Annotated in this window: 18 protein-coding genes; 13 read left to right on the top strand and 5 right to left on the bottom strand. The window is 47.6% G+C overall.

Annotated elements, in window-relative coordinates; genetic code table 11:
* Window positions 1–2 precede the first annotated feature (2 nt).
* The 3 genes from MYF79_RS29985 to guaA all read right to left on the bottom strand — a co-directional run bounded on the left by MYF79_RS29985 (window position 3) and on the right by guaA (window position 4670).
* Window positions 3–1028 (bottom strand): ligase-associated DNA damage response exonuclease, encoded by a 1026-nt coding sequence (locus MYF79_RS29985; RefSeq protein WP_247811530.1) that lies wholly within the window; start codon window positions 1026–1028, stop codon window positions 3–5.
* 663 nt (window positions 1029–1691) lie between these two features.
* Window positions 1692–3017, bottom strand: a complete 1326-nt coding sequence (locus MYF79_RS29980; RefSeq protein ID WP_247811529.1) for an ABC transporter substrate-binding protein — start codon at window positions 3015–3017, stop codon at window positions 1692–1694.
* 114 nt (window positions 3018–3131) lie between these two features.
* The gene (guaA, locus tag MYF79_RS29975; RefSeq protein ID WP_199653177.1) at window positions 3132–4670 is read right to left on the bottom strand and encodes a glutamine-hydrolyzing GMP synthase; all 1539 of its coding nucleotides are present in this window, start codon (window positions 4668–4670) and stop codon (window positions 3132–3134) included.
* Between the two features lie 135 nt (window positions 4671–4805).
* Between guaA and MYF79_RS29970 the strand changes: the two genes are divergently transcribed.
* The 11 genes from MYF79_RS29970 to MYF79_RS29920 all read left to right on the top strand — a co-directional run bounded on the left by MYF79_RS29970 (window position 4806) and on the right by MYF79_RS29920 (window position 15788).
* Window positions 4806–5522 carry a head GIN domain-containing protein gene (locus MYF79_RS29970; RefSeq protein ID WP_247811528.1) on the top strand — a complete coding sequence of 239 codons (717 nt, stop codon included), beginning with the start codon at window positions 4806–4808 and terminating at the stop codon, window positions 5520–5522.
* Window positions 5523–5590: 68 nt separating this feature from the next.
* On the top strand, window positions 5591–6259 hold the full coding sequence (locus tag MYF79_RS29965; protein ID WP_247811527.1) for a class I SAM-dependent methyltransferase: 669 nt from the start codon (window positions 5591–5593) through the stop codon (window positions 6257–6259).
* Between the two features lie 651 nt (window positions 6260–6910).
* Window positions 6911–7831: a hypothetical protein gene (locus MYF79_RS29960; RefSeq protein WP_247811526.1), complete on the top strand. Its 921-nt coding sequence runs from the start codon at window positions 6911–6913 to the stop codon at window positions 7829–7831.
* Between the two features lie 357 nt (window positions 7832–8188).
* Complete coding sequence (locus MYF79_RS29955; RefSeq protein ID WP_247811525.1) at window positions 8189–9325, top strand: beta-ketoacyl-ACP synthase III; 1137 nt, start codon at window positions 8189–8191, stop codon at window positions 9323–9325.
* Window positions 9326–9589: 264 nt separating this feature from the next.
* Complete coding sequence (locus MYF79_RS29950; protein WP_247811524.1) at window positions 9590–9988, top strand: hypothetical protein; 399 nt, start codon at window positions 9590–9592, stop codon at window positions 9986–9988.
* A gap of 61 nt (window positions 9989–10049) precedes the next feature.
* Window positions 10050–11075, top strand: a complete 1026-nt coding sequence (locus tag MYF79_RS29945) for a BtrH N-terminal domain-containing protein (RefSeq protein WP_247811523.1) — start codon at window positions 10050–10052, stop codon at window positions 11073–11075.
* Window positions 11075–11821, top strand: a complete 747-nt coding sequence (locus tag MYF79_RS29940) for an ABC transporter ATP-binding protein (RefSeq protein WP_247811522.1) — start codon at window positions 11075–11077, stop codon at window positions 11819–11821. Before MYF79_RS29945 ends, MYF79_RS29940 begins: the two co-directional genes overlap by 1 nt.
* Window positions 11822–11831: 10 nt before the next feature.
* The gene (locus tag MYF79_RS29935; RefSeq protein WP_247811521.1) at window positions 11832–13118 is read left to right on the top strand and encodes an ABC transporter permease; all 1287 of its coding nucleotides are present in this window, start codon (window positions 11832–11834) and stop codon (window positions 13116–13118) included.
* Between the two features lie 132 nt (window positions 13119–13250).
* On the top strand, window positions 13251–13511 hold the full coding sequence (locus MYF79_RS29930) for a phosphopantetheine-binding protein (RefSeq protein WP_247811520.1): 261 nt from the start codon (window positions 13251–13253) through the stop codon (window positions 13509–13511).
* 47 nt (window positions 13512–13558) lie between these two features.
* A complete protein-coding gene (locus MYF79_RS29925) occupies window positions 13559–14740 on the top strand; it encodes a beta-ketoacyl-[acyl-carrier-protein] synthase family protein (RefSeq protein ID WP_247811519.1) in 1182 nt (393 codons plus the stop codon).
* Window positions 14730–15788 carry a beta-ketoacyl synthase chain length factor gene (locus tag MYF79_RS29920; RefSeq protein WP_247811518.1) on the top strand — a complete coding sequence of 353 codons (1059 nt, stop codon included), beginning with the start codon at window positions 14730–14732 and terminating at the stop codon, window positions 15786–15788. The genes MYF79_RS29925 and MYF79_RS29920 overlap by 11 nt, the downstream gene beginning before the upstream one ends.
* 40 nt (window positions 15789–15828) lie before the next feature.
* On the opposite strand, the gene MYF79_RS29915 is transcribed toward MYF79_RS29920, so the two are convergent.
* Window positions 15829–17580 (bottom strand): M14 family metallopeptidase, encoded by a 1752-nt coding sequence (locus MYF79_RS29915; protein ID WP_247811517.1) that lies wholly within the window; start codon window positions 17578–17580, stop codon window positions 15829–15831.
* 525 nt (window positions 17581–18105) lie between these two features.
* Here MYF79_RS29915 and MYF79_RS29910 point away from each other — a divergent pair.
* Window positions 18106–18348, top strand: coding sequence for a hypothetical protein (locus tag MYF79_RS29910; protein WP_247811516.1), 243 nt, complete (start codon window positions 18106–18108; stop codon window positions 18346–18348).
* A gap of 61 nt (window positions 18349–18409) precedes the next feature.
* Here MYF79_RS29910 and rpsT read toward each other — a convergent pair whose 3' ends face one another.
* Window positions 18410–18664: a 30S ribosomal protein S20 gene (gene rpsT, locus MYF79_RS29905; protein ID WP_089834712.1), complete on the bottom strand. Its 255-nt coding sequence runs from the start codon at window positions 18662–18664 to the stop codon at window positions 18410–18412.
* A 315-nt stretch (window positions 18665–18979) separates the two neighbouring features.
* Between rpsT and MYF79_RS29900 the strand changes: the two genes are divergently transcribed.
* Complete coding sequence (locus tag MYF79_RS29900) at window positions 18980–21730, top strand: 2-oxoglutarate dehydrogenase E1 component (RefSeq protein ID WP_247811515.1); 2751 nt, start codon at window positions 18980–18982, stop codon at window positions 21728–21730.
* Window positions 21731–21756 lie beyond the last annotated feature (26 nt).

Raw genomic sequence — 21756 nt, 5'->3', positions numbered from 1 at the left:
TGTTATTGATCGTTAGCGATGGTTTCGGGCATTCCTGCCTCTTCATCCATATCACCATATTCTGTTTTCACTTCCTGTGCAGGTATCCCGTTTTCTGTCAGGTAACGGGCAAAGGCACTGCTGAAGCCATGGGTTGTATATACCTTCTCAGCGCCGGTGGCTTTCACGGCCTGTAGCAGGCCTGTCCAGTCGGCATGGTCTGACAAGGCAAAACCGGCATCGGCGTTACGACGGCGCATATGGCCCCGTACCTGCATCCACCCGCTGCACACGCCAAGGGCGTATGGATTGAACCGGCGCATCCACGAGCTGTCTGCTGCAGAAGGAGGGCCGATAATAAGATTGTTCTTATAGACAGATGCCGGTGTTTCCGGTGTGATACGCTGGATTTCCGGCAGGTCCCAGCCTTTTTCTCTCAGTAACTGATGAGGAATATAGATGGCCCCATGCGCCCAGATCTGTGGGGTGGCGTCACGGAGATGGTACAACAGCCGCTGGGCCTTTCCCAGGCTGTAACCCAGCAACACGCTGTTCTTGCCCGCCGCCTGGTTGTCCTGTATCCACTGCCGGATGTTACTGAAGATGACGCCCTGTGGCTGCCAGTTGTAGATGGGAAGTCCAAAGGTGCATTCTGTAATGAATGTATTACAGCGAACCGGCTCAAACTGCCCCGATATGCCGTCGTTTTCCACTTTATAGTCGCCGCTCACCACCCATACCTCGTTTTCCTGCTGTACCCGCACCTGTGCTGACCCGATAATGTGCCCTGCAGGATGCAGGGAAATTGTGACGCCGTTATAACGGATATTTTCGCCGAAGGCGACGCCCTGCACGCTGATATCCTGCCCGAGCCTCAACTGCAAAAGAGGAACGCTATCATGATGGCAGAGATAGTGTCTATTACCATACCTGGCGTGGTCGGAATGGGCGTGGGTAATAACAGCCCGTTCCACAGGTTGCCAGGGATCAATGTAAAAATCTCCTGCCGGGCAGTAAATACCCTTGTCCGTAAACTGTAATACCTGCATATGAAAGCAAAGTATGCAATTTTCATGCGTGATGAAGGTGAGTTTTGATATTATTTTGACATTGCTGCCGAAATCCTTCAAAAAAAGTATAAAATTCCTTTAAATTGGCTGTGGTGTTGATGTTTTTGTGTGGTGTGTGTGCGTTTCAACAGCTCCTGGTGTGGGGTCGGGGTGGAGTTCGGGATGAGAAAGCAGGAGAAATTTGTATTATAGCGCGAAGATTTAAGCACTTTCACAGACTATATAGTAAAGAGCAACACAAAATTACTATCTGCATTATTACCCCGGTCTCGAATCCTCAATGTAACCCCCCTCAGTCACATTTAATGAAAATGGATGTCCCGATATCGGAGGCATCCTTTTTTGGGGTGTAAGGCATTGTCCCTGGATTATACATCAAATCCATACTCCTGTAACGTTACAATATATAACACGGTGCCGTTCTGGTTTATTCGTCTATCCGCCGGGGATTTTAATATCCACCCGGATCCAGGCTGCTTATACATGTTAGACACAGATCCGGCACCATGCTATTGCAGGAACGAAACGTCTTTTTTGTCGGAGGTAGTTATGGCTAGGGGCTAAAAGGAATGGCGGAAAAAACAGAGAGGGCGCCGCTGTTAACGGACACCCTCTTTGCGTTAAAAGGAACCACAGTCATGTTTACTGGAAATTCATCCTTACATCGCTGCTATCGTTCTTTTGTATGATGTTGATGTTCTTATTTTCAAAATAATCAGGCATAGTAGCACCATCTTTCAGATATACCGGCTGATAATTAAGATTGTTGAACACTTTTTTAGAAGGATCGTTCAGGCTACCATTGAAGTAAACCCCTTTATCGCTCAGCTGTTTTACGAAATACCAGGTCAGCTCAAATCCTTTGAAGGCCATATCAGACGGACGGGATTTGTAGATGCGCTTGAAATAATCGGTGATATAACGGCTGTAAGCGTTGGTCTTATCGTTGAAGTAAGGAGACGTATAGTAAATCTGCATATCCTTGAACTCAGGTTCTTTGAACTTCATGATATCCCAGGTAGGCATACCGTATACCTGGATAGGATAAGTACCTGTCTGTACGCTGAGTTTGCGCAGGATGGCCTTTGCATTGGCCTCGTCCAGGGCGGTAATGATACAGAGGTTCGGTCTGTCGGCCAGCAGGAACTGCGACAATTCTCCGTCTGTCATGGCATCACTCCAGATCACCTCGCGGATGTGTGATTTTTTAGGATTTTGCATTTTCTCATAATCGGCCTTGAAATCGGCGGCAAGGCGTTTTTCGAAGGCGCTGTTACGATGGAACAGCAGGATGTTCTTAGTAGCAAATGCTTCCTGCAGGTAACGCTGAAGGGCTTCTCCATGTGTCCGGAGCATGCTGTTGGTGATCAGCAGGAAGGGATTGGCGGTGATGCCGCCATCATTGGGATAAGTGGCAGACACCAGGTTCACTTCTCTCTGACGGGCTACGTTGCTGAGCTCCTGGATCTCGGGAGAGCTTACCGCTGCAATAATGAGGTCAACGCTGTCCAGCGATTTATTTCTTATCAGGTTATCGACACTGTTAGCCCTGGATTTGCTGTCATATACGTGTACATTGAGCTTTACACCCTGCTGTTGCAGGCTGTCGAGCGCCAGCTGGGCGCCTTCGTAAAAATCAAGGCCGGGTAATACATAACGGGGCAACGTGCGACCGGAAAGTTCTGTACCATTTGTGAAAACGGAGTCAAGATACAGGGGAGCAAAGAGTGCAATGTTGTAGGAGCTTTTTTTCACTTCACGGGCAAATGCCGGTACGTTGAAAGGGGCTGCTTTTTCATCATTCTTTTTCTCATCCTTTTTCTTTTCGTCCTCTTTAGGTTTTGTGACAGTTGTTGGCGGAGCAGTGGGGGTGCTGCTGCTACTGCTTTTGAACAGCGAACAGGCAGACAGCAGAATGGTCAGTGCACAGGCAGTGACCATCAGACTGCATATTTTGGATTTACTCATAGCGATGATTAATTACAAAAATCGTTCCCGGGCGTTGAACAAGAAACGCTTAACACTGAGATGAGAATGTATAAAGTACTCAGTGTTAAGCGTTTCTACTCATAGCGCAGGGAATTATTCCCATTCGATAGTAGCCGGTGGTTTGGAGCTGATGTCGTATACCACTCGATTAATACCTTTCACTTTATTGATAATGTCGTTAGACATCTTTGCCAGGAATTCATATGGCAGGTGTGCCCAGTCGGCGGTCATACCGTCAACAGAGGTTACTGCCCGGAGAGCTACGGTGAATTCATAGGTCCTTTCGTCTCCCATTACCCCTACGCTTTGTACCGGCAGCAGGATGGTACCTGCCTGCCATACTTTATCGTACAGTTCTGCTTCACGGAGCCCGTCGATATATACCGCGTCTGCTTCCTGCAGCATAGCTACTTTCTCAGGGGTGATCTCACCCAGGATACGGATAGCGAGACCCGGACCAGGGAAAGGATGACGGCCCAGGAAGATGTCGCTGATGCCTATTTCACGGCCTACGCGCCTTACCTCGTCTTTGAAAAGGAAACGCAGTGGCTCTACCAGTCCCATGTTCATCTTTTCCGGCAGACCGCCCACGTTGTGATGGGATTTGATAGTAACAGAAGGTCCGTTTACAGAAACGGATTCTATCACATCCGGGTAAATAGTACCCTGACCCAGGAAGGATATATCTTTCAGCTGGTTTGCTTCCTGCTGGAATACTTCAATGAACAGACGGCCGATGATCTTACGTTTTTTCTCAGGATCGCTTACACCTTTCAGTTCTCCGTAGAAGAGATCTTTGGCATTTACGCCCTTTACGTTCAGGCCCATGTGTTTATAGGAATCCAGTACAGTTTCAAATTCGTTCTTACGGAGCAGGCCGTTATCCACGAATATGCAATACAGGTTGCTTCCTATCGCTTTGTGTATCAGTTCGGCTGCCACGGTAGAGTCTACGCCGCCGCTGAGCGCCATTATTACTTTTTTGTCGCCTACCTGCGCCTTGATCTTATCAACTGTTTCCTGAACAAAAGCTGCAGGTGTCCAGTCCTGTTTACATCCGCAGACGTGCACCAGGAAGTTGCGGAGCAGCTGTTTACCTTCCAGGGAGTGGGTCACTTCCGGGTGGAACTGCAGGCCCAGGATAGGGTGTTTGGCCACGGTCTCAGATTTGAAGGCCGCTACCGGGATGTTGTCGGTATGGGCGATGATCTCAAATCCTTCGGGCATACGCACGATAGTGTCTGAGTGGCTCATCCATACCTGGCTGCGGGAAGAGATATCATACAGGAGCTTTTCTTCCTTGTTATCATGTTCCATAAACGCGCGGCCATATTCGCGGATGGAGCTTTTGGCTACTTCGCCACCAAATACCTTTGCTGTAAGCTGCGCGCCATAGCAGACACCCAGTACAGGAACTTTTGCCGCCATGGCAGCAATGTCAACGGTAGGTGCACCGGCATCGTTCACTGAGAACGGACTACCGGAGAGAATAATGCCTTTAACTGTATCATCCCATTGTACCGGCTGAAGACAAGGCTTGATTTCGCAATAAATATTCAACTCCCTGATACTGCGCGCGATCAGCTGCGTATATTGAGAGCCAAAGTCTAGTATAAGTATCTTTTCTGTCATGGTGGTGCAAAGATAAAGGCCAAATATGAAATCCCAAGTTTGAAAATGGGAATAGTCTGTAGATGATTGTTCTTATATTCGTAAAATACATGTGTATAAATCGCCATTTTACAACCCAACACAAATATTACCCTTATGAAGAAGATCATTTGTTTTTCTGCTATTGCTCTATTGCTTGTAAGCCAATACAGTTGCGACGGTCAGCGTATTAACGGCAGTGGAAACGTGACAACGGAAACCCGTTCTGTGGGCGACTATGAAAAAGTAGTACTGAAAGGATCGATGGATATCGAATTCACGCAGGGCCCCGCCCAGCCGGCAGTGATAGAGGCCGAAGACAACATAATTCAATATGTGCGGCTTGAACTGCATGGAAATGAGCTGGTAGTGGACCTGAAGGACCATGTCTCCGTAAAAACCCATAAAGGCATCAAGATAAAATTGACTGCTCCTGACGTAAATTATCTGTCGCTCGCCGGCTCGGGTAACATACACATTACCAATACACTGGAAAACCATGATGGGGTACGTTTGAAACTATCCGGCAGCGGTAATATCGACGGCGCGGTGAACAGCCCCGAAGTAGAGGCATCTTCAGCCGGTTCCGGCAACATTAAACTGAGCGGCGAAACGAAAGACCTGGAAATCAGCCTTGCAGGCAGCGGTAATTTCGAGGGCGGCGACCTGCATTCTGAAAATGCTGAAATAAGCATCGCGGGCAGCGGTAATGTAGACGTACATGCCAGCGTGAAGCTGGAAGCGAAGATCGCAGGTTCGGGCGATGTAAGATATAAAGGCAACCCGGAAGTGAGTTCCAAAGTAGCTGGTTCAGGGTCCGTACGGAAGAGCTAGCGCTGACCAGCTCTGTTCAATAATATAACGCAGGATCATCTTAAAGTAACGTAAACAGACACGGTATTATGGAGAAGCCAGCAATGAGCGCCGGGGACGTGGCCAGCCAGTTACGCAGGCCGGAAGGAGAAAATGGGATAAAGGTGGGCTTTGCAATGAACAAGTCGAATGCAGCGCTTTATGATATGGTGCTCAATTGCCTGGGAATAAAACCAGGGGACCGGATACTGGAAATAGGCTTTGGGAATGGTCATTTCATTCCTGCACTCTTTGAAAGAGAAGCCACGATCCGGTACACCGGCCTCGATATGTCTGAGACAATGGTGGCAGAAGCCACCCGGGAAAATCAGGCCCGTATTTCGGAGGGCAGCGTGCAGCTTTACCTGGGCAGAACAGAGGAAATGTCATTTGCAGCAGGGACCTTTACGAAGGTATTTGCTGTGAATGTGCTGTATTTCTGGGACGAACCTGCAGTGGCCCTTAAATCCATACACCGTGTATTAGCTACCGGTGGAGAGCTGGTATTGGGCATCCGTTCCCGTGATACCATGCAGCAATTACCTTTCAGCGCCCATGGTTTTACCTTGTATAACGAAGAAGATGCCAAAGCGTTGCTGGAAGCAAACGGATTCAGGGATGTTGCCGTGCATACTGCGATGGAAACGCCCAGAATGTCGGCTGACGGCAGTACGATGGTGGAATTTGAGAACATTTGTTTACGCGGAATAAAATTTTAAGTTCTCTTTAACAGTTATGTTATTGTACAAAGCAGCATCTTTGTACCTGTTAAACAACTCATTAAGTCCTTTGGCCACGGTACTGCTGTAAACAAATGCAGAGGATATGGCAGTACCTGGCTAAGGCACAAGCCCCACTTTCCCCACATTCAGTTTTGTAATAAGAATTATCCGGGAGCATTAAACCTGCCGCGAACAGGCGAACTATTTCCTGAATTATCCCTCGCCCCATGCATATCATTCCCGAAACGGACGGCTTTCAGCATTCGCGAACTACCCCAATGATAGCATAACGCTATACAGAACAGGTACCCATTTTGTAGTATTCAGATAGGCTGCTTCCGGCTTACAGTCGGCTTACTATAACGGTACTAAAACGATATTAAGAGGGCATAATAAGGGCATTTATATATCAAACGGATATTGAGATGACCTCTAAATATCATTTTGGTATCGGCTCAATATAATACCTGGACCTTAGATGGACTGAACATGCAAGCTTGCTTTCCAAACCTCAAACCATTTTATCACGTCGATTTATCGATACCCTTTATGAACGACCCTCATTCATATAACAAAAAAAATACTTTTGCCTAATATTGTTTTTCGTAAGTTTACGCCTTCAATATTGTTGAACCTCCTATTCCTTTTATGATTGAACGACCTAAGATCCTGGTTGTATATTATACACAAACGGGACAACTGAAAAGAATCATTGATACAGTGCTTGGCCCTTTACAGGATAAAGCAACCATTGTATATGAAGAATTGAAGCCATTGCAACCATTTGAGTTCCCATGGAAAAAACAGGTTTTTTATGATACAATGCCGGAAACGGTGTTAGGGCGTCCAAGAGGTATTGCGCCGCTGAAAGTGAACCCGGATGAACATTTTGATCTTGTTATCCTGGCTTACCAACCCTGGTTCCTGTCTCCATCTCAACCTACGGCAGCATTTTTGCAGAGTGAAATAGCAGGCCGCCTGCTGAAAGGCAAACCTGTTATCACGCTGATGGGCTGTCGCAATATGTGGTTGAATGCGCAGGAAAGAGTAAAGGAATATCTGCAGAAAGCAGGAGCGAAACTGGTGGGTAACATTGTGCTGAAAGATACTTCTCCAAACCTGGTGGCGCTGATCACGGTATTAAGATGGCAGTTCAAAGGAAAAAAAGAGGCAACAGCCCTGTTACCGCCTGCAGGTGTACAGGAAAAAGATATAGTTGAATCAGTACGGTTTGCACAACCGATAGCTAAAGTGCTGGAAACCAGGGAGTGGGATGCCTTGCAGCCACAACTGCTGGAATTAGGCGCTATTGACCTGTTGCCTAATCTCATCCTGCTGGAAGGAAGAGGTATCAGGGCTTTCCGTTACTGGTCTGAATTCATCAGCGCTAAAGGAGGTCCGGGAGCGCCGGAACGCCAGGGAAGAGTTACAATGTACAGGGGATTACTGCTGATTGGTATTTTTGTATTATCGCCTATAGCCAAAATAACATCTGTTTTCAAGCTGGCGTTAAATAAGAAACAGCTCCAGGAGGACGTTGAGTATTATAAAGGGGTACATCTGCGCTAAGTCCAGCCGTCGGTCATGTAATGCTTATCGTATAATTATTATCCGGGACAACATGTAATGGACTGTTTTACGGTAATATCCGTAGAGTATTCTATATTTACGGGCGTTTGTGTATTCAAAAGGATAGAAGAGGGGCAAATCGGACATGCATATAACGAGTAAACGGGGACGATTTGCCGGCATCGGACGGATTCAGGAAGGGCTAACCGGACATCATATAACCAGGTTACATACGTAAATGGGAAGATGACCTGTCTGCAGGAAAGGCCACGCGTTGCACTGATAACATACCATTGTAAATCAATAGCCGGTCTTTAAAGGAGGATAGGCATCAAAAAAAACAGGAATCTATTTCAAATGAAGGAAGTTTATATTACAAGGCTATCTAAATTTTTGCCAAATGAGCCTGTAGGGAATGATGAAATGGAAAGCATTTTGGGCATGGTGGATGGAAAACCTTCCCGCGCCCGGCTGAGAATTCTGGGAAATAATAAGATCAAAACACGTTATTATTCACTGGATAAGGAAGGTAAATCGACTCATTCGAACGCTGAAATGACAGCCGCGGCTGTAAACAATCTGTTTGATGATAAATTCCCTATCAGTAAAATGCAATTGCTGGCATGTGGTACAACTTCACCCGATCAGCTGTTGCCTAACCATGCCGCCATGGTGCATGGATTGCTGAAATGCCAGCCGGTAGAGTTAATAGCCGCCACAGGCGCCTGTGCAGCAGGCATGCAGGCATTTAAATATGCCTGGATGTCCATCAAATGCGGTAACACCAGCAATGCGGTAAGTACCGGCTCCGAGAAATTCTCCAGCTGGATGCTGGCAGAGAAGTTCCAGCCTGAAACTGAGAACCTGAAACAACTGGAAGATAATCCGATCATCGCTTTTGAAAAGGACTTCCTCCGCTGGATGCTTTCCGATGGCGCCAGTGCAGCCCTGTTCCAGGATAAGCCTAATGAAACCGGTCTTTCCCTGCGTGTAGACTGGGTGGAAATAGCCTCTTACGCGCATGAACTGGAAACCTGTATGTATGCAGGTTCCATCAAAAACGAAGACGGTTCCACCAAAGGCTGGATCGATATGAAACCGGAAGAGTGGGCGCAGCATAGCGTATTCTCCTTTAAACAGGATACCCGCCTGCTGGGAAAGAACATTGTTCCGTCCGGCGCAAAAATGTGGAAAGAGCTGGTAGAGCGGCATAATATCGACCTCGATAAGCTGGATTATTTCCTGCCACACCTATCTTCTGAGTTCTTCCGTTTTAAAATAGATGAAGAGATCACCCGCCTGGGAGTGCCTATTCCACAGGAAAAATGGTTTACCAACCTGACGAAAGTGGGTAACGTGGGTACTGCGTCTCCTTATTTCATGCTGGAAGAGCTGATGAATAATAATATGCTGAAAAAAGGACAGACCATTGTAATGATGGTGCCTGAAAGCGCAAGATTCTCATATGCCTACGCACATCTTACAGTGGTATAAAATATCGGAAAATCCTGATTGATCTGGCGTTTGAATATGAGGCATAACAACAGCACTCGGACATAACCCGCCAGGGGTTACGTGTTTGTAGCCCCGGGTTGTAAACCCGGGGGACGTCAAACCGGATGCACGTTGTGAATGCGGATCAACGCCATCGAACATCAGACGAATTACAAATACATCATTAAGAGGGGGCGTAAGCTCCTTTCTTTTTTGGTATATGATATATAATATAAATGTAAATTTGGCTCAAACATAATACACATGAAAAAAGAGGAAGTTCCCCAGGATGGTGACAACATGCATGAAGGTACTTTCAAACAGTTGTTTTATGCCACCGACAATGCGGGTCAGTACGTACCGGTAACCAGTGTAGGCTGGGAGCCTGAGAATGTAGCGATGAAGCAGGCGTGGGAAGAGATCAATGAACGTGTGGAAAAAGCCAGGGCGCAGGTGTTGGCGGGTGAAGTCAGTCCGGTAGTGTACTACATGGAGAAGACCATCATGGACCTGCCATTACTGGCCAGTTATGTAGGTAAGTTCCAGTGGCAGGTAAAACGCCATATGAAACCAGCCGTTTTTAATAAGCTGAACGATAAAATGTTGCGCAAGTATGCGGCAGCATTCAAGATCAGCGTACAGGAATTGAAAAATATCAGATAATCAAGCGTAAACAGATCCTGCAGGACCAGTTCCCGCAGGACGCTCAATAAATTATATCCAAATGGATGAGGTACTGGAAGTTATGAGTGATATTCAGTTCAGCCACGAGCAAACTGCCCATTGTGAGAGTGGGGTTATTTCAAATATCTTCCGCCATTACGGTTTACATATCAGTGAACCGATGGCGTTTGGTATAGGAGCCGGTATTTTCTTCGGTCATCTGCCTTTTGTAAAGGTGAACGGTGTTCCGGGTACAACTTATCGGGTGGTGCCGGGTGCTATATTCAAGAGAGTATGCAAACGGCTGGGGGTTAAAATGGAATCACAGACATTTTCCAGTCCTGAGAAAGGTATGGCAGCGCTGGACCGTATACTGGAAACAGGCAAGCCTGTAGGATTGCTTTCCAGTGTATATTACCTGCCTTATTTCCCGCCGGCATATCGTTTCCATTTCAATGCGCACAACCTGGTGGCATTCGGTAAGGATGGAGACAACTACCGTATCAGTGATCCGATCATGGAAACTGTTACACAGATAGATCCGGTAAGCCTGGCAGAGGCCCGTTTTGCAAAAGGTTTCCCTGCTCCGAAAGGAAAAATGTATTATCCGGTAGAAGTACCGGAAAAGGTATCGCTGGAGCAACCTATACGTGATGGGATCAAGCAGGCTTGCAGTGATATGTTGCATATCCCCCTGCCTTTTTTTGGTGTGAAAGGGATCCGTTTCCTGGCAAAGCGACTGAGGTATTATCCGGAGAAGGTGGGCGACAGGAAAGCGGTGTTGTACCTGGGTAATATCATCCGTATGCAGGAGGAGATCGGTACCGGTGGTGCAGGTTTCCGTTTTATGTATGCGGCCTTTTTACAGGAAGCGGCAGGTATCCTGAAAAGGAGTGAGCTGTCAGAGATCTCTGCAGAGCTGACCCGTATAGGGGACACCTGGCGTAACTTTGCCTTCAACGCAGGCAGGGTATGCAAGAGCCGGAGTGTGAATAATATCTCTTATGCAGAGCTCAGTGAAATGCTGATGCAATGTGCAGCAGAAGAAGAAGTGCTATTCCGTAAATTGTCGAAAGTAAAATTATAATGACCAGCATTCTGGTGCAGGATCTGCACAAAACATATCAGGGAGCGCTGGAACCATCATTGAAAGGCCTGAGCTTTAGTTTTCCGAAAGGGGCCATTGTGGGCCTGTTAGGACCTAACGGTGCTGGAAAGACCACTACTATTTCTATCCTCTGTGGTTTGATAAAAGCAGATGCCGGGCAGGTACAGATCTTCGATCTGCCTCAGAATGCCATGAACCGGGAGGCCATTAAAGGGCTGATCGGTATTGTGCCCCAGCAGATCGCATTATTCCCCCATCTTACTGCGGTTGAAAACCTGGAATATTTCGGTAACCTGTACGGACTGAAAGGGAAATCCCTGCGCAACCGTATTGATGATTATCTCCAGGTATTCGGGCTGGAAAAGAACGGCCATAAACAGGTGAGGCATTTTTCGGGCGGAATGAAACGCCGTACCAATATCATTGCAGCTATCTTACACCAGCCGCAGCTGCTGGTGCTGGACGAACCTACAGCTGGTGTGGATGTGCAGTCGCGCAGTATGATACTGCAGTTCCTCCGTGATTATAACCGGCAGGGAGTAAGCATCGTATATACTTCGCACCTGCTGGATGAAGCACAGACCATCTGCCAGGAGGTAGCCATTATTGATGAAGGCAAAGCAGTTGTTCAGGGCAGCACCACTGAGCTGATAGCAAAGCATCCTGAATGCCGCAACCTGGAAGACGTGTTCCTGCATTATACCGGACATGCATTGAGAGACTAATAAAAACCGGATGTTACGACTACTGGCTACGATACGAAAAGAATGGTTATTACTGCTGCGCGACAGGACGGGACTGACGTTGTTATTTGCTATGCCGGTGGTACTGATCACCGTAATGGCTATGATAGAAGATGCGCCTTTCCGTGATTACCAGGAGCTGAGATTTGATATCCTGACCGTGGATAATGATCATGGACGCCTGGGAAAATATATCAGGGATGGATTGGAATACAGTCCGCAGTTCCGGGTGATAGATTCCCTGAAAGGCCAGCCTGTAACGGAACAGCAGGCCAGAGACCTGGTGAATGAAGGTGAATACAAGATCTGTATCATCATTCCTCATGGTGCTACCGGCGCTATTGTGAGCAATGCGAATAAGATCGTTAACGATATTTCGAAGCGTATGGGCATGCCCGGAGTACTGCCGGTAAGCAGCCGTAAAGATTCACTGAATGTGACCGTCTATTTTGATCCCGCTTCAAAGAAAGCCTTTAAAAGTGCTATTCATCAGGCGCTGGATAATTTCCTGACGCAGGTGGAGACAGACCTGCTGCTGGAAAGGATCAAGCAACAATTGAAGCGGAAAGATGTTCCTGAAAGCGATTCTATGGTGATACAGCTCAAGGCGGTAGGGCTGAAAGAGCAACTGACGGGGCCTTCGGAAGAATTAGACGTGATATCCAATTCTGTGCAGCACAACGTGCCGGCATGGAGCATCTTTGCCATGTTCTTCATCGTAATACCTATTGCAGGTAATATGATCAGGGAAAGGGAAGATGGCAGCCTGCTGAGAATGAAGCTGATCCCCGGTTCCTACCTGGCCATCCTGACGGGTAAGATGTTGTTCTTTGTAGCGGTATGTGTGGTGCAGTTTTACCTGATGATGCAGGTAGGCATTTACCTGTTACCATTGCTTGGATTGCCGAAGCTGATGCTGGGACAGAGCCTGCTGGCAGCATTCATTGTAGCGGTGGGGATCGGGCTGGCGTCTACATCGTACGGCATACTGGTGGGAACTGTGTTTAAAACGCCCAACCAGGCCCTGAACTTTGGCGCTATATCCATCGTTATCCTGTCTGCCATTGGCGGTATCTGGATACCCCTGGAGATCATGCCATCACATATGCAGTTCATTGGCCACCTGTCGCCGCTTAGCTGGGGACTGGATGCGATCAATGATATTTATCTGCGGAATGAAGGTGTGGCGCATATCTGGAGGCATATGGGCAAACTGGTATCATTTGCGGTAGTGCTATTGTGTATCGCGGCGCTGATAGAGAAGAAGCGGCTCAGCTAGGGAAGTCCTGCTGAGTATGGCGCGTATTGACTATTGGATGTAAAGCTGTATTTTTACGGCCACCTGGCGTGAAAATTGCGGATGGTGGCCAGGCTCCCGGAAAAAAGGGAACTTAAACCTGCAACAAAAACTATGGAAGAATTAAAACAGAAATTGAAAGTTCAGATTATTGAGGCCTTGAACCTGCAGGACACACGTCCTGAAGACATTGATGACAATGCACCTTTGTTTGGTGAAGGTCTGGGCCTTGATAGCATTGACTCCCTTGAGCTGATGGTATTGCTGGAAAGGCATTACCAGATCAAAGTAGAAGATCCCCGCGAAGGAAGAAAAATATTACAGTCTGTTCAGTCTATGGCAGAATTTATTCAATCCAAACAACAACCTGCGTAAGGCGTATACCCGGCATGGCGGAAAGAGTGTTTATAACAGGCTTAGGCATGATCACCGCCATTGGTGATAACGTAGCAGAAAATCTCCGGAGCCTGTGCGCGCAGAAGAGTGGACTGGATTTCACCAGGCAGCTGGATACCATTTACAGGGACGTTTTACCGGTAGCTGAAGTAAAGCATACCACGCCTGCCCTCAGTGAAATGGCTGGTATTGCCGGTAAAGAAGGATATACCCGTACTACGCTGCTGGGGCTGATCGCCATGCAGGAAGCCCTGAAGCATGCAGGTCTCAGTAACCTGGAAGATGAATCCACCGGTTTTATCAACGCGTCTACCGTAGGGGGGATGTGCGATACGGAGAATGTTTATTTCGACATTGCAGACCCGGAAAAAACGGGCGATTTCGTTAAATATATCGATACCCTGGATTGTGCCGACTGCACCCAGCAGATTGCTGATGTAGCAGGCATCAACGGACCTGTTACCACCATCAGTACCGCCTGTTCATCGTCCGCCAATGCGTTGATGTATGGCGCAAGACTGATCAAAGCCGGCATAGTGCGCCGGGTGATCTGTGGTGGCACAGAAGCGCTGACCCGTTTTACCCTGAATGGTTTTAACTCGCTTAAGAATGTAGATAAGCGCCCCTGCCGTCCTTTCGACAATGACCGTAACGGTCTGAATCTGGGAGAGGGTGCGGCTTACCTGGTACTCGAAAGCGAATCGCTTGTGAAAGAGCGGAATGCGCGGGTACTGGCTACGCTGAATGGTTATGCCAATACCAACGAAGCATTCCATCCTACGGCCCCTTCTCCGGATGGCGACGGCGCCTATGCGGCTATGAAGACCGCCATGGAAATGGGCGGCTGTACACCTGCAGATATCCAGTATGTGAATGTACATGGCACTGCTACGCTCAGCAATGATGTGGCAGAGGGCATGGCCTTACAGCGTTTATTTGGCATGGAGGTGCCCAAGTTCAGCAGTACGAAACCGTTTACCGGTCATGCTTTGGCAGCCGCAGGAGGGATAGAGGCTATTTATGCCGTATTGGCTATCTCTCATCAGATAATATTTCCTAATCTCCACTTTAAAGATAAAATGCAGGAATTGTACATTACGCCGGAAACCCGTTTACTGGAGCATTATCCCGTGCGTAATGTGCTGTCAAACTCATTTGGTTTTGGCGGAAACAATGCCTCCCTGCTGATCAGCAAATATGAAGGGTAAGTGTTATATACAGGGATTGGCTGCCATTACGCCCCAGCATACGTTTGAGGGAGACCTGTCGCAGCCGGTGGCGATTACCCGGGGAAATATGCTTTCCTGCATAGAACCTGATTATCGTTCCTTTATAGCTCCCAACAGCTTGCGCCGGATGACGCGTGTGCTCAAAATGGGGCTGACAGCATCGCTGAAATGCCTGCAGGACAGCGGTATTGCCGTTCCCGGCGCCATTGTGACCGGTACCGGTAAGGGCAGTCTGCAGGACACAGAACGTTTTATCAAAGAGATCCGCGATTACCAGGAACGGGCCCTGAACCCTACCCCTTTCATTCAATCTACTTACAATGCAGTAAATGGTCTGATCGCCTTACAGCAGAAATGTACAACGTACAACAACACATTTGTACACCGGGGCTTTTCATTTGAACATGCCCTGCTGGACAGCATGCTCTTATTGCATGAAGGCACCTCTGATGTATTGGCAGGCGCATTTGACGAGATCACAACAGAACACTTTTTCATAAAGAGTCGTATCGGTCATTGGAAGAAGGAAACAATATCCAATGATACGTTGTATGAGCACATGTCTCCTGGTACGATCGCCGGAGAAGGGGCCATATTCTTTTTACTGGCTCCTTTAGCAACAGCGCAGACTTATGCACAGATCGGAGGACTGGAAATGTTATATAAACCATCCCCCGGAAAACTGAGTGCTGCCTTACCTCAATTCCTGCGGCAACGTGGCTTACAGGCAACAGACATAGACCTGGTAATGACAGGTGCAAATGCCGACAGTAATCATGAACATTATTACCAGGTACTGAATAGTTATACCCATTGCCCTCAATTGCCATTCAAACATCTGAGCGGCGATTACGAAACGGCCGGCGCTTTTGCCCTCTGGCTGGCTGCACAGATATTGAAGCAGCAACAGATCCCCTCACAATGGTTCCCGATGTTGCAGCAGCCACCTGCAAGATTGCGGAATATCCTGATCTATAATCACTTTTTTGGAGAGCAGCACACGTTTATGCTGGTACAGACGGTGTAAACAAAAAGGCCGCCCGGAGTACCGGACAGCCCTTAAGTAATTATTGTCTGTAAAATGCTTTCTTTCGGGCAACCCTGAATACCGGATACCTGAGATATCCTGGTTCTGCATAAGGTGAATGTTCATAAACGAAACGTAGCTGTGCTTCACCACTTTTCGCGAAGGTGCTGTCGGCCTCTCTTTTCTGTTTTAACTGCTCCTGTAACGTCGGATTGGACTTGAGGTATGCTGCAGCAATGTCCTCAAACACATAAGGGGAATATCCTTCCTTTCTCATGAGGATGGGATCGAAGAAGTTCCATGCAAAGAAAGAATCGCCTCCGGTCGGCTCCAGTGTTTCGATCAGGTACCGGTTGGCTACCTGGTTCATCGGAATATAATAGTCCCCTTTTCGGAACTGCATAGAGTCTTTGGTAACAGACACTTTTACATCACTGTGGATATAATGGCCTTCGTAAGGGCGTGGTGCGGTCTTATAGTCATCTATGTGGTAAGTCTCCACATAGATGATTGTATCCTGTGTAAAACGCCTCATTTGCACATTATTGTTCTTCAGCAGATCCAGCACATTCCACCAACCCTGTGGTATGACATACGCTTCTGGTCTCGTGATCTCATTTCTTGCTACCACATGGTCATAGAACTTTACCTGTTTTTCGAAGGGTTTGGTCCGGTCGTAATAGAGGCGTGGTTCGCCGGATATCTCGCTGGGTTTGTGCCCGGCAGCATATCCTTTAAAATTGATATAACTGAAGTGGGTGGTATCTTCCCTCCATTCCAGCGGGAAATAGGTTTGTTCCTTTTCTTTTTCTTTGGTTTCTGCGCGGAGTGTTTTAATCTGTTCGCTATGTGTGCTGACAAAACTGATGAACGATTCCATGAGGGCATATGTGGCCTGTACCCTCTGAGGATATGGCTTCAGCATATGTGTTTCGGGCACAAATCCGAAGGTATGGAAGAGGGTGGTATAACCGCTGGAATAACGGGGACCGTCGGCATAAGTGATCCAGCCCTGTTCCGGTGTTTCGCCAAAGTGATTGACGTAAGGGACCAGGTCATAACCTTTTTCCTTCATCAGCTGGTAGAGGCCGGGTTCAAATTCGTTATGGAGAAATCTGCCCATATCACCCCCCATTTTGTTATGCTCGGTAGACAAGAGGGTCATGACATGTTGATAATCAGCGCCATTACTTACGTGGTTATCTACAAATACGTCTGGATCGGTTAACTGGTATATCTGGTGGAAAGAGCGGGCATTGCGGGAATCGGCTTTAATGAAGTCACGGTTCAGGTCATAATTCCTGGCATTACCACGGGAACCGAAGGCGGCAGGGCCATTCTGGTCTACCCGGTAGTTGGTACTACGGTTTAGCGCACCGCCTATATTGTATATGGGAATGACAGCCAGGACGATGTTATCAGGCAATTTGTTTTTACCCAGCGCCAGGTCACGCAGCAGCAGCATGGATGCGTCTATACCGTCGGGTTCACCAGAGTGGATGCCGTTATTGATGAGGATGATGCGTTTATTTTTTTTGCGCAGGCTGGCAAAGTTGAAATCTCCGGAAGGGGAGTATATTACCAGGTGCAATGGGTAGCCGGCGTCTGTAGGGCCCATTTCTCTCATAGAGATCTGTGGGAAACGTTTATCTAATTGACGGTAATAAGCGATGCATTCCTCATAAGTAGCTGTTTCCTGTCCCCGCGTCTTTTCAAAGCGGGTGCTCAGGTCCTGAGCCGCTGAAGGTAGCGCGGAGTAGCATAGCGCCAGCAGAGCGGCGGTTCTGATCATGTTCTTCATGTATTAAAAGGCGACGTTTGTTTGATTTGGTTCTGGTTGATTTTGTTGTACGAGCTGTATTGATCTACCCGTATTAGCTAAGCTATTATAGGCGTTTGTATATAGCCAAATAGAACTGTATAGCGCTCGTATAGCGTTTGTAAAGAACTGTTAGCTTCCATATTTGACGCTATTCAATACCGGGGCGACAAAATAGTAGAATATCTTCAGTTTTTATATGCCTGTTGTGTGCAGGGGAGGTAGAATTATACAAGCGGTGGTAGCTCCCTGACAGTAGACGCATATGGGAAAGAGTAGGTAATGAAAAAACGGGCATAGTACCTGATGGGAATAAAAGAAATGATAAGTTGGAAGGAATGAGGAAATAATGTAATAGATGCTGATGGGGCGGGAAGTGATAATTACAAACGGTAGGGGAGGGAGATGAATGCCGTCGGGCAGGAACGTGGCAGGACGGCTGGCATTAGCGGAGTGCTCCGGGTGGAGATCCTGGCCTTAGTTTTTTGAAGCTGACCGATGCGCTTGACAGGGGTTAAATCGGCATACCTAAGCTGGATACGTACTGATACGCTCAATAGTAAGGCAGCTTCAAAAAACTACAGCCAGGGTCCCACCTGGAGCCGCAGCGACGGAACCTCACCTGTGAAGACAGGCAGGAGGCAACAGGCAGGAGGCAACAGGCAGGAGGCAACAGGCAGGAGGCAACAGGCAGGAGGCAACAGGCAGGAGGACAATAAATTAGAAGAACCGGGGAGGTAACCGCAAAACAAAAAGCCCTTCCCAGTTACAGGAAGAGCTAAATTATTTTAGACTAAAGCGCTTACGCGAGGGCGTTTACTTTCTTAGAAAGTTTGCTCTTCAGGTTGGCTGCTTTATTTTTATGAATAACATTACGTTTAGCCAACTTGTCGATCATAGAGATCACATCAGACAACTTATCGTCAGCAGCCGCCTTTTCAGTCAATTTCTTCAGATCACGGATAGCATTACGGGTGGTTTTACCGTAGTAACGGTTACGCTCATTCCGTTTTCTGCTCTGACGTACGTCTTTTTTCGTTGCTTTATGGTTTGCCATTTTTCTTATTTCAAGTTTCGGACGGCAAAGGTATGCATTACTTCAATAGAAAACAAATAAAAACAAAATTCCCGGGAATATTTCCACGGATTTCCGTACTATAGACACAAAATTAGTTTAAACTGAATAAAATCAAGTGAAAACAGGTTAATATAAGAAAAGCAGTTTAAGTGTTCCTGATTAAGCTTTAAAGCTTCAGCATTTTTCCGTTTTTCTTTCACAAAAAAGCTACGATATTTGCAATCCCATATATTATATATGGGGCATTCAACAGAATAGCAATTTGAATCGAAGCTTTAGCAAAACTCGTTGTAAATGAAGGACTTCTCATTTGTTACCAACTCACATCCTGCCTACATAGAATCTTTATACCAGGATTACCGTAAAGACCCTGGCGCAGTAGACCCGGAATGGAGCAAGTTTTTTGAAGGATTTGACTTTGCGGTAAATAACGTTAATGGAAAAGCAGGAGCGCCGGGAGCGGCGGGCGCCGGTCTTCCGGTAAGCAGTGACCAGTTAACAAAGGAACTCAATGTTTACAGACTGATACAAGCCTACCGTAAAAAGGGGCATCTGATCTCAAAAACGAATCCCATCCGCGAAAGAAAGGACAGACAGGCTAACCTGGATATATCTTTTTACGGCCTTGGAGAAGCAGATCTGAAAACAGAATTCTATGCCGGTCAGGTACTGGGCCTTGGTAAAACAAGCCTGGAGAATATCGTGAACCGACTGAAGCAGGTATATGCTGCTGCAGTGGGGCTGGAGTTTACTTATATCAACGATGCTAAGAAAGTAGAATGGTTGCAGCGTGAGATGGAAACCACCCTGCAGCAGCCTGTATCCCTGGAAAGAAAGAAGCGCATCCTGCTGAAACTGAACCAGGGCGTAATGTTCGAAAAATTCCTCCACACCAAATATATCGGTCAGAAACGTTTCGGCCTGGAAGGCGGTGAAAATACCATCCCGGCCCTGGACGCTATTATCAACACTGCTGCTGCCGAAGGCGTGCAGGAAGCAGTGATCGGTATGGCGCACCGTGGCCGTCTGAACGTATTGGCCAATATCCTCGGTAAAACGTATGAGCAGATCTTCAACGAGTTTGAAGGACATGCCGTTCCGGACCTGACAATGGGTAGCGGAGACGTAAAATACCACCTGGGTTTCCGTTCTATCGTGGAAACACCAACCGGCAACAAGGTAAATCTGCAGCTGCTTCCCAACCCTTCCCACCTGGAAGTGGTAGACCCGCTGGTAACAGGTTATGCCCGCAGTAAGGCCGATGTGATCTACAACAGCGATTATGACAAGATCCTGCCTATCCTGATCCACGGCGATGCCGCGGTAGCAGGACAGGGTGTAATATATGAGCTCATCCAGATGAGCAACCTGAAAGGGTATTATACCGGTGGTACCATGCACCTGGTGATCAACAACCAGATCGGGTTCACCACTGACTTTGACGATGCCCGTTCTTCTGACTACTGTACCAGTATCGCTTCTACCGTGCAGGCGCCGGTATTCCATGTGAATGGCGACGATGCCGAAGCTGTGGTGAAAGTATCAGAGATAGCGGCCCGTTACAGGCAGGAATTCAATTCAGATATCTTTATCGACCTGCTGTGCTACCGTAAGCATGGGCATAACGAAGGTGATGAGCCTAAATTTACCCAGCCAAGCCTGTATGCGCTGATCGATAAACATCCTAATCCCAGGGAAGTGTACACACAGAAACTGTTACAGGCAGGTGAAGTGGAAGTACAGGAACTGGCGAAGGAAATGGAGAAGAGCTTCTGGGCGGACCTGCAGGAACGCCTGGATGAGGTAAGACAGAACCCGCTGCCTTATACCTACCAGAAGCCGGAGCAGTGGTGGGCGGCATTGCGTAAATCACAGCCGGAAGATTTTGAGAAGTCGCCGGTGACCGCTATCAAAGAAGAAGAGGTAAAACGCCTTTTTGGCAAGCTGATGGAATGGCCTAAAGAGTTCGTTCCATTGCGTAAAGTTGAAAAGCTGCTACAGGAAAAAATAAAACTATTCGAAACAGAAGGTAAGCTGGACTGGGCAACCGGTGAGTTGCTGGCATATGCCAGTCTGCTGACGGAAGGCAAGGACGTGCGTATGAGCGGCGAAGACGTGAAGAGAGGTACATTCTCGCACCGTCACGCTATCCTGTTCGACGAAAATACCAACGCTACCTATAGCAGGCTGGGTGCACTGCAGGAAAAGCAGGGCCAGTTCCGCATCTATAACTCACTGCTGAGTGAATTTGCAGTACTGGGTTTTGAATATGGTTATGCAATGGCCAATCCAAATGCACTGGTACTGTGGGAAGCGCAATATGGCGACTTCGCCAATGGCGCGCAGACCGTTATAGACCAGTACCTGAGCAGTGCAGAACAGAAATGGACAACGCAGAATGGCCTGGTAATGTTATTGCCACATGGTTATGAAGGCGGTGGACCAGACCACTCCAATGCCCGTCCGGAGAGATTCCTGCAGGCATGTGCTGAATACAATATCATCGTTACAAATATTACCACATCAGCCAACTTCTTCCACGCATTGCGCCGCCAGTTAACCTGGCCGTTCCGCAAGCCGCTGGTGAACTTCGCACCTAAGGCCAATTTAAGGCACATCGGTTCTTACTCGCCAATATCAGCCTTCACAGAAGGAGGGTTCAGGGAAGTACTGGATGATGATTTTATCGATGATCCGTCTAAAGTGAAAAAGGTACTGCTGTGTACAGGTAAGATGTACTTCGACCTGAGCGAGAAACAGCAGAAAGAGAACAGGAAAGATGTAGCTATTGTAAGGCTTGAACAATTGTATCCGCTGCCGGTAACACAACTGGAAGCGCTGAACCAGAAGTACAAAGCTGCTACCTGGTTCTGGGTACAGGAAGAGCCGCTGAACATGGGCGCAGCTTCCTACCTGCAGATGAACCTGAAACAGATCAACTATGGTGTGATCAGCCGTAATCCAAGTGCAGCCACTGCAACCGGATTTGCGAAGGTACATGCGCGTGAGCAGCTCGAAATCATTGAGACTGCATTTAACATTTAGATGAATAGAGAATAAAGTGAAGAATG

This window comes from Chitinophaga filiformis, from assembly GCF_023100805.1.
Taxonomy (GTDB): domain Bacteria; phylum Bacteroidota; class Bacteroidia; order Chitinophagales; family Chitinophagaceae; genus Chitinophaga; species Chitinophaga filiformis_B.
Note: the sequence above shows the minus strand (reverse complement) of the source record. Positions and strands in the feature narration are given on the sequence as shown.

What these genes read in the sequence shown, in the direction of transcription:
- MYF79_RS29930 (WP_247811520.1), top strand. Translation starts at nt 13,251, where the DNA reads ATGGAAGAATTAAAACAGAAATTGAAAGTTCAGATTATTGAGGCCTTG.
- MYF79_RS29900 (WP_247811515.1), top strand. Translation starts at nt 18,980, where the DNA reads ATGAAGGACTTCTCATTTGTTACCAACTCACATCCTGCCTACATAGAA.
- MYF79_RS29925 (WP_247811519.1), top strand. Translation starts at nt 13,559, where the DNA reads ATGATCACCGCCATTGGTGATAACGTAGCAGAAAATCTCCGGAGCCTG.
- MYF79_RS29910 (WP_247811516.1), top strand. Translation starts at nt 18,106, where the DNA reads ATGCGCTTGACAGGGGTTAAATCGGCATACCTAAGCTGGATACGTACT.
- MYF79_RS29955 (WP_247811525.1), top strand. Translation starts at nt 8,189, where the DNA reads ATGAAGGAAGTTTATATTACAAGGCTATCTAAATTTTTGCCAAATGAG.
- MYF79_RS29970 (WP_247811528.1), top strand. Translation starts at nt 4,806, where the DNA reads ATGAAGAAGATCATTTGTTTTTCTGCTATTGCTCTATTGCTTGTAAGC.
- rpsT (WP_089834712.1), bottom strand. Translation starts at nt 18,664, where the DNA reads ATGGCAAACCATAAAGCAACGAAAAAAGACGTACGTCAGAGCAGAAAA.
- guaA (WP_199653177.1), bottom strand. Translation starts at nt 4,670, where the DNA reads ATGACAGAAAAGATACTTATACTAGACTTTGGCTCTCAATATACGCAG.
- MYF79_RS29935 (WP_247811521.1), top strand. Translation starts at nt 11,832, where the DNA reads ATGTTACGACTACTGGCTACGATACGAAAAGAATGGTTATTACTGCTG.
- MYF79_RS29960 (WP_247811526.1), top strand. Translation starts at nt 6,911, where the DNA reads ATGATTGAACGACCTAAGATCCTGGTTGTATATTATACACAAACGGGA.
- MYF79_RS29980 (WP_247811529.1), bottom strand. Translation starts at nt 3,017, where the DNA reads ATGAGTAAATCCAAAATATGCAGTCTGATGGTCACTGCCTGTGCACTG.
- MYF79_RS29950 (WP_247811524.1), top strand. Translation starts at nt 9,590, where the DNA reads ATGAAAAAAGAGGAAGTTCCCCAGGATGGTGACAACATGCATGAAGGT.
- MYF79_RS29915 (WP_247811517.1), bottom strand. Translation starts at nt 17,580, where the DNA reads ATGATCAGAACCGCCGCTCTGCTGGCGCTATGCTACTCCGCGCTACCT.
- MYF79_RS29985 (WP_247811530.1), bottom strand. Translation starts at nt 1,028, where the DNA reads ATGCAGGTATTACAGTTTACGGACAAGGGTATTTACTGCCCGGCAGGA.
- MYF79_RS29940 (WP_247811522.1), top strand. Translation starts at nt 11,075, where the DNA reads ATGACCAGCATTCTGGTGCAGGATCTGCACAAAACATATCAGGGAGCG.
- MYF79_RS29920 (WP_247811518.1), top strand. Translation starts at nt 14,730, where the DNA reads ATGAAGGGTAAGTGTTATATACAGGGATTGGCTGCCATTACGCCCCAG.
- MYF79_RS29965 (WP_247811527.1), top strand. Translation starts at nt 5,591, where the DNA reads ATGGAGAAGCCAGCAATGAGCGCCGGGGACGTGGCCAGCCAGTTACGC.
- MYF79_RS29945 (WP_247811523.1), top strand. Translation starts at nt 10,050, where the DNA reads ATGGATGAGGTACTGGAAGTTATGAGTGATATTCAGTTCAGCCACGAG.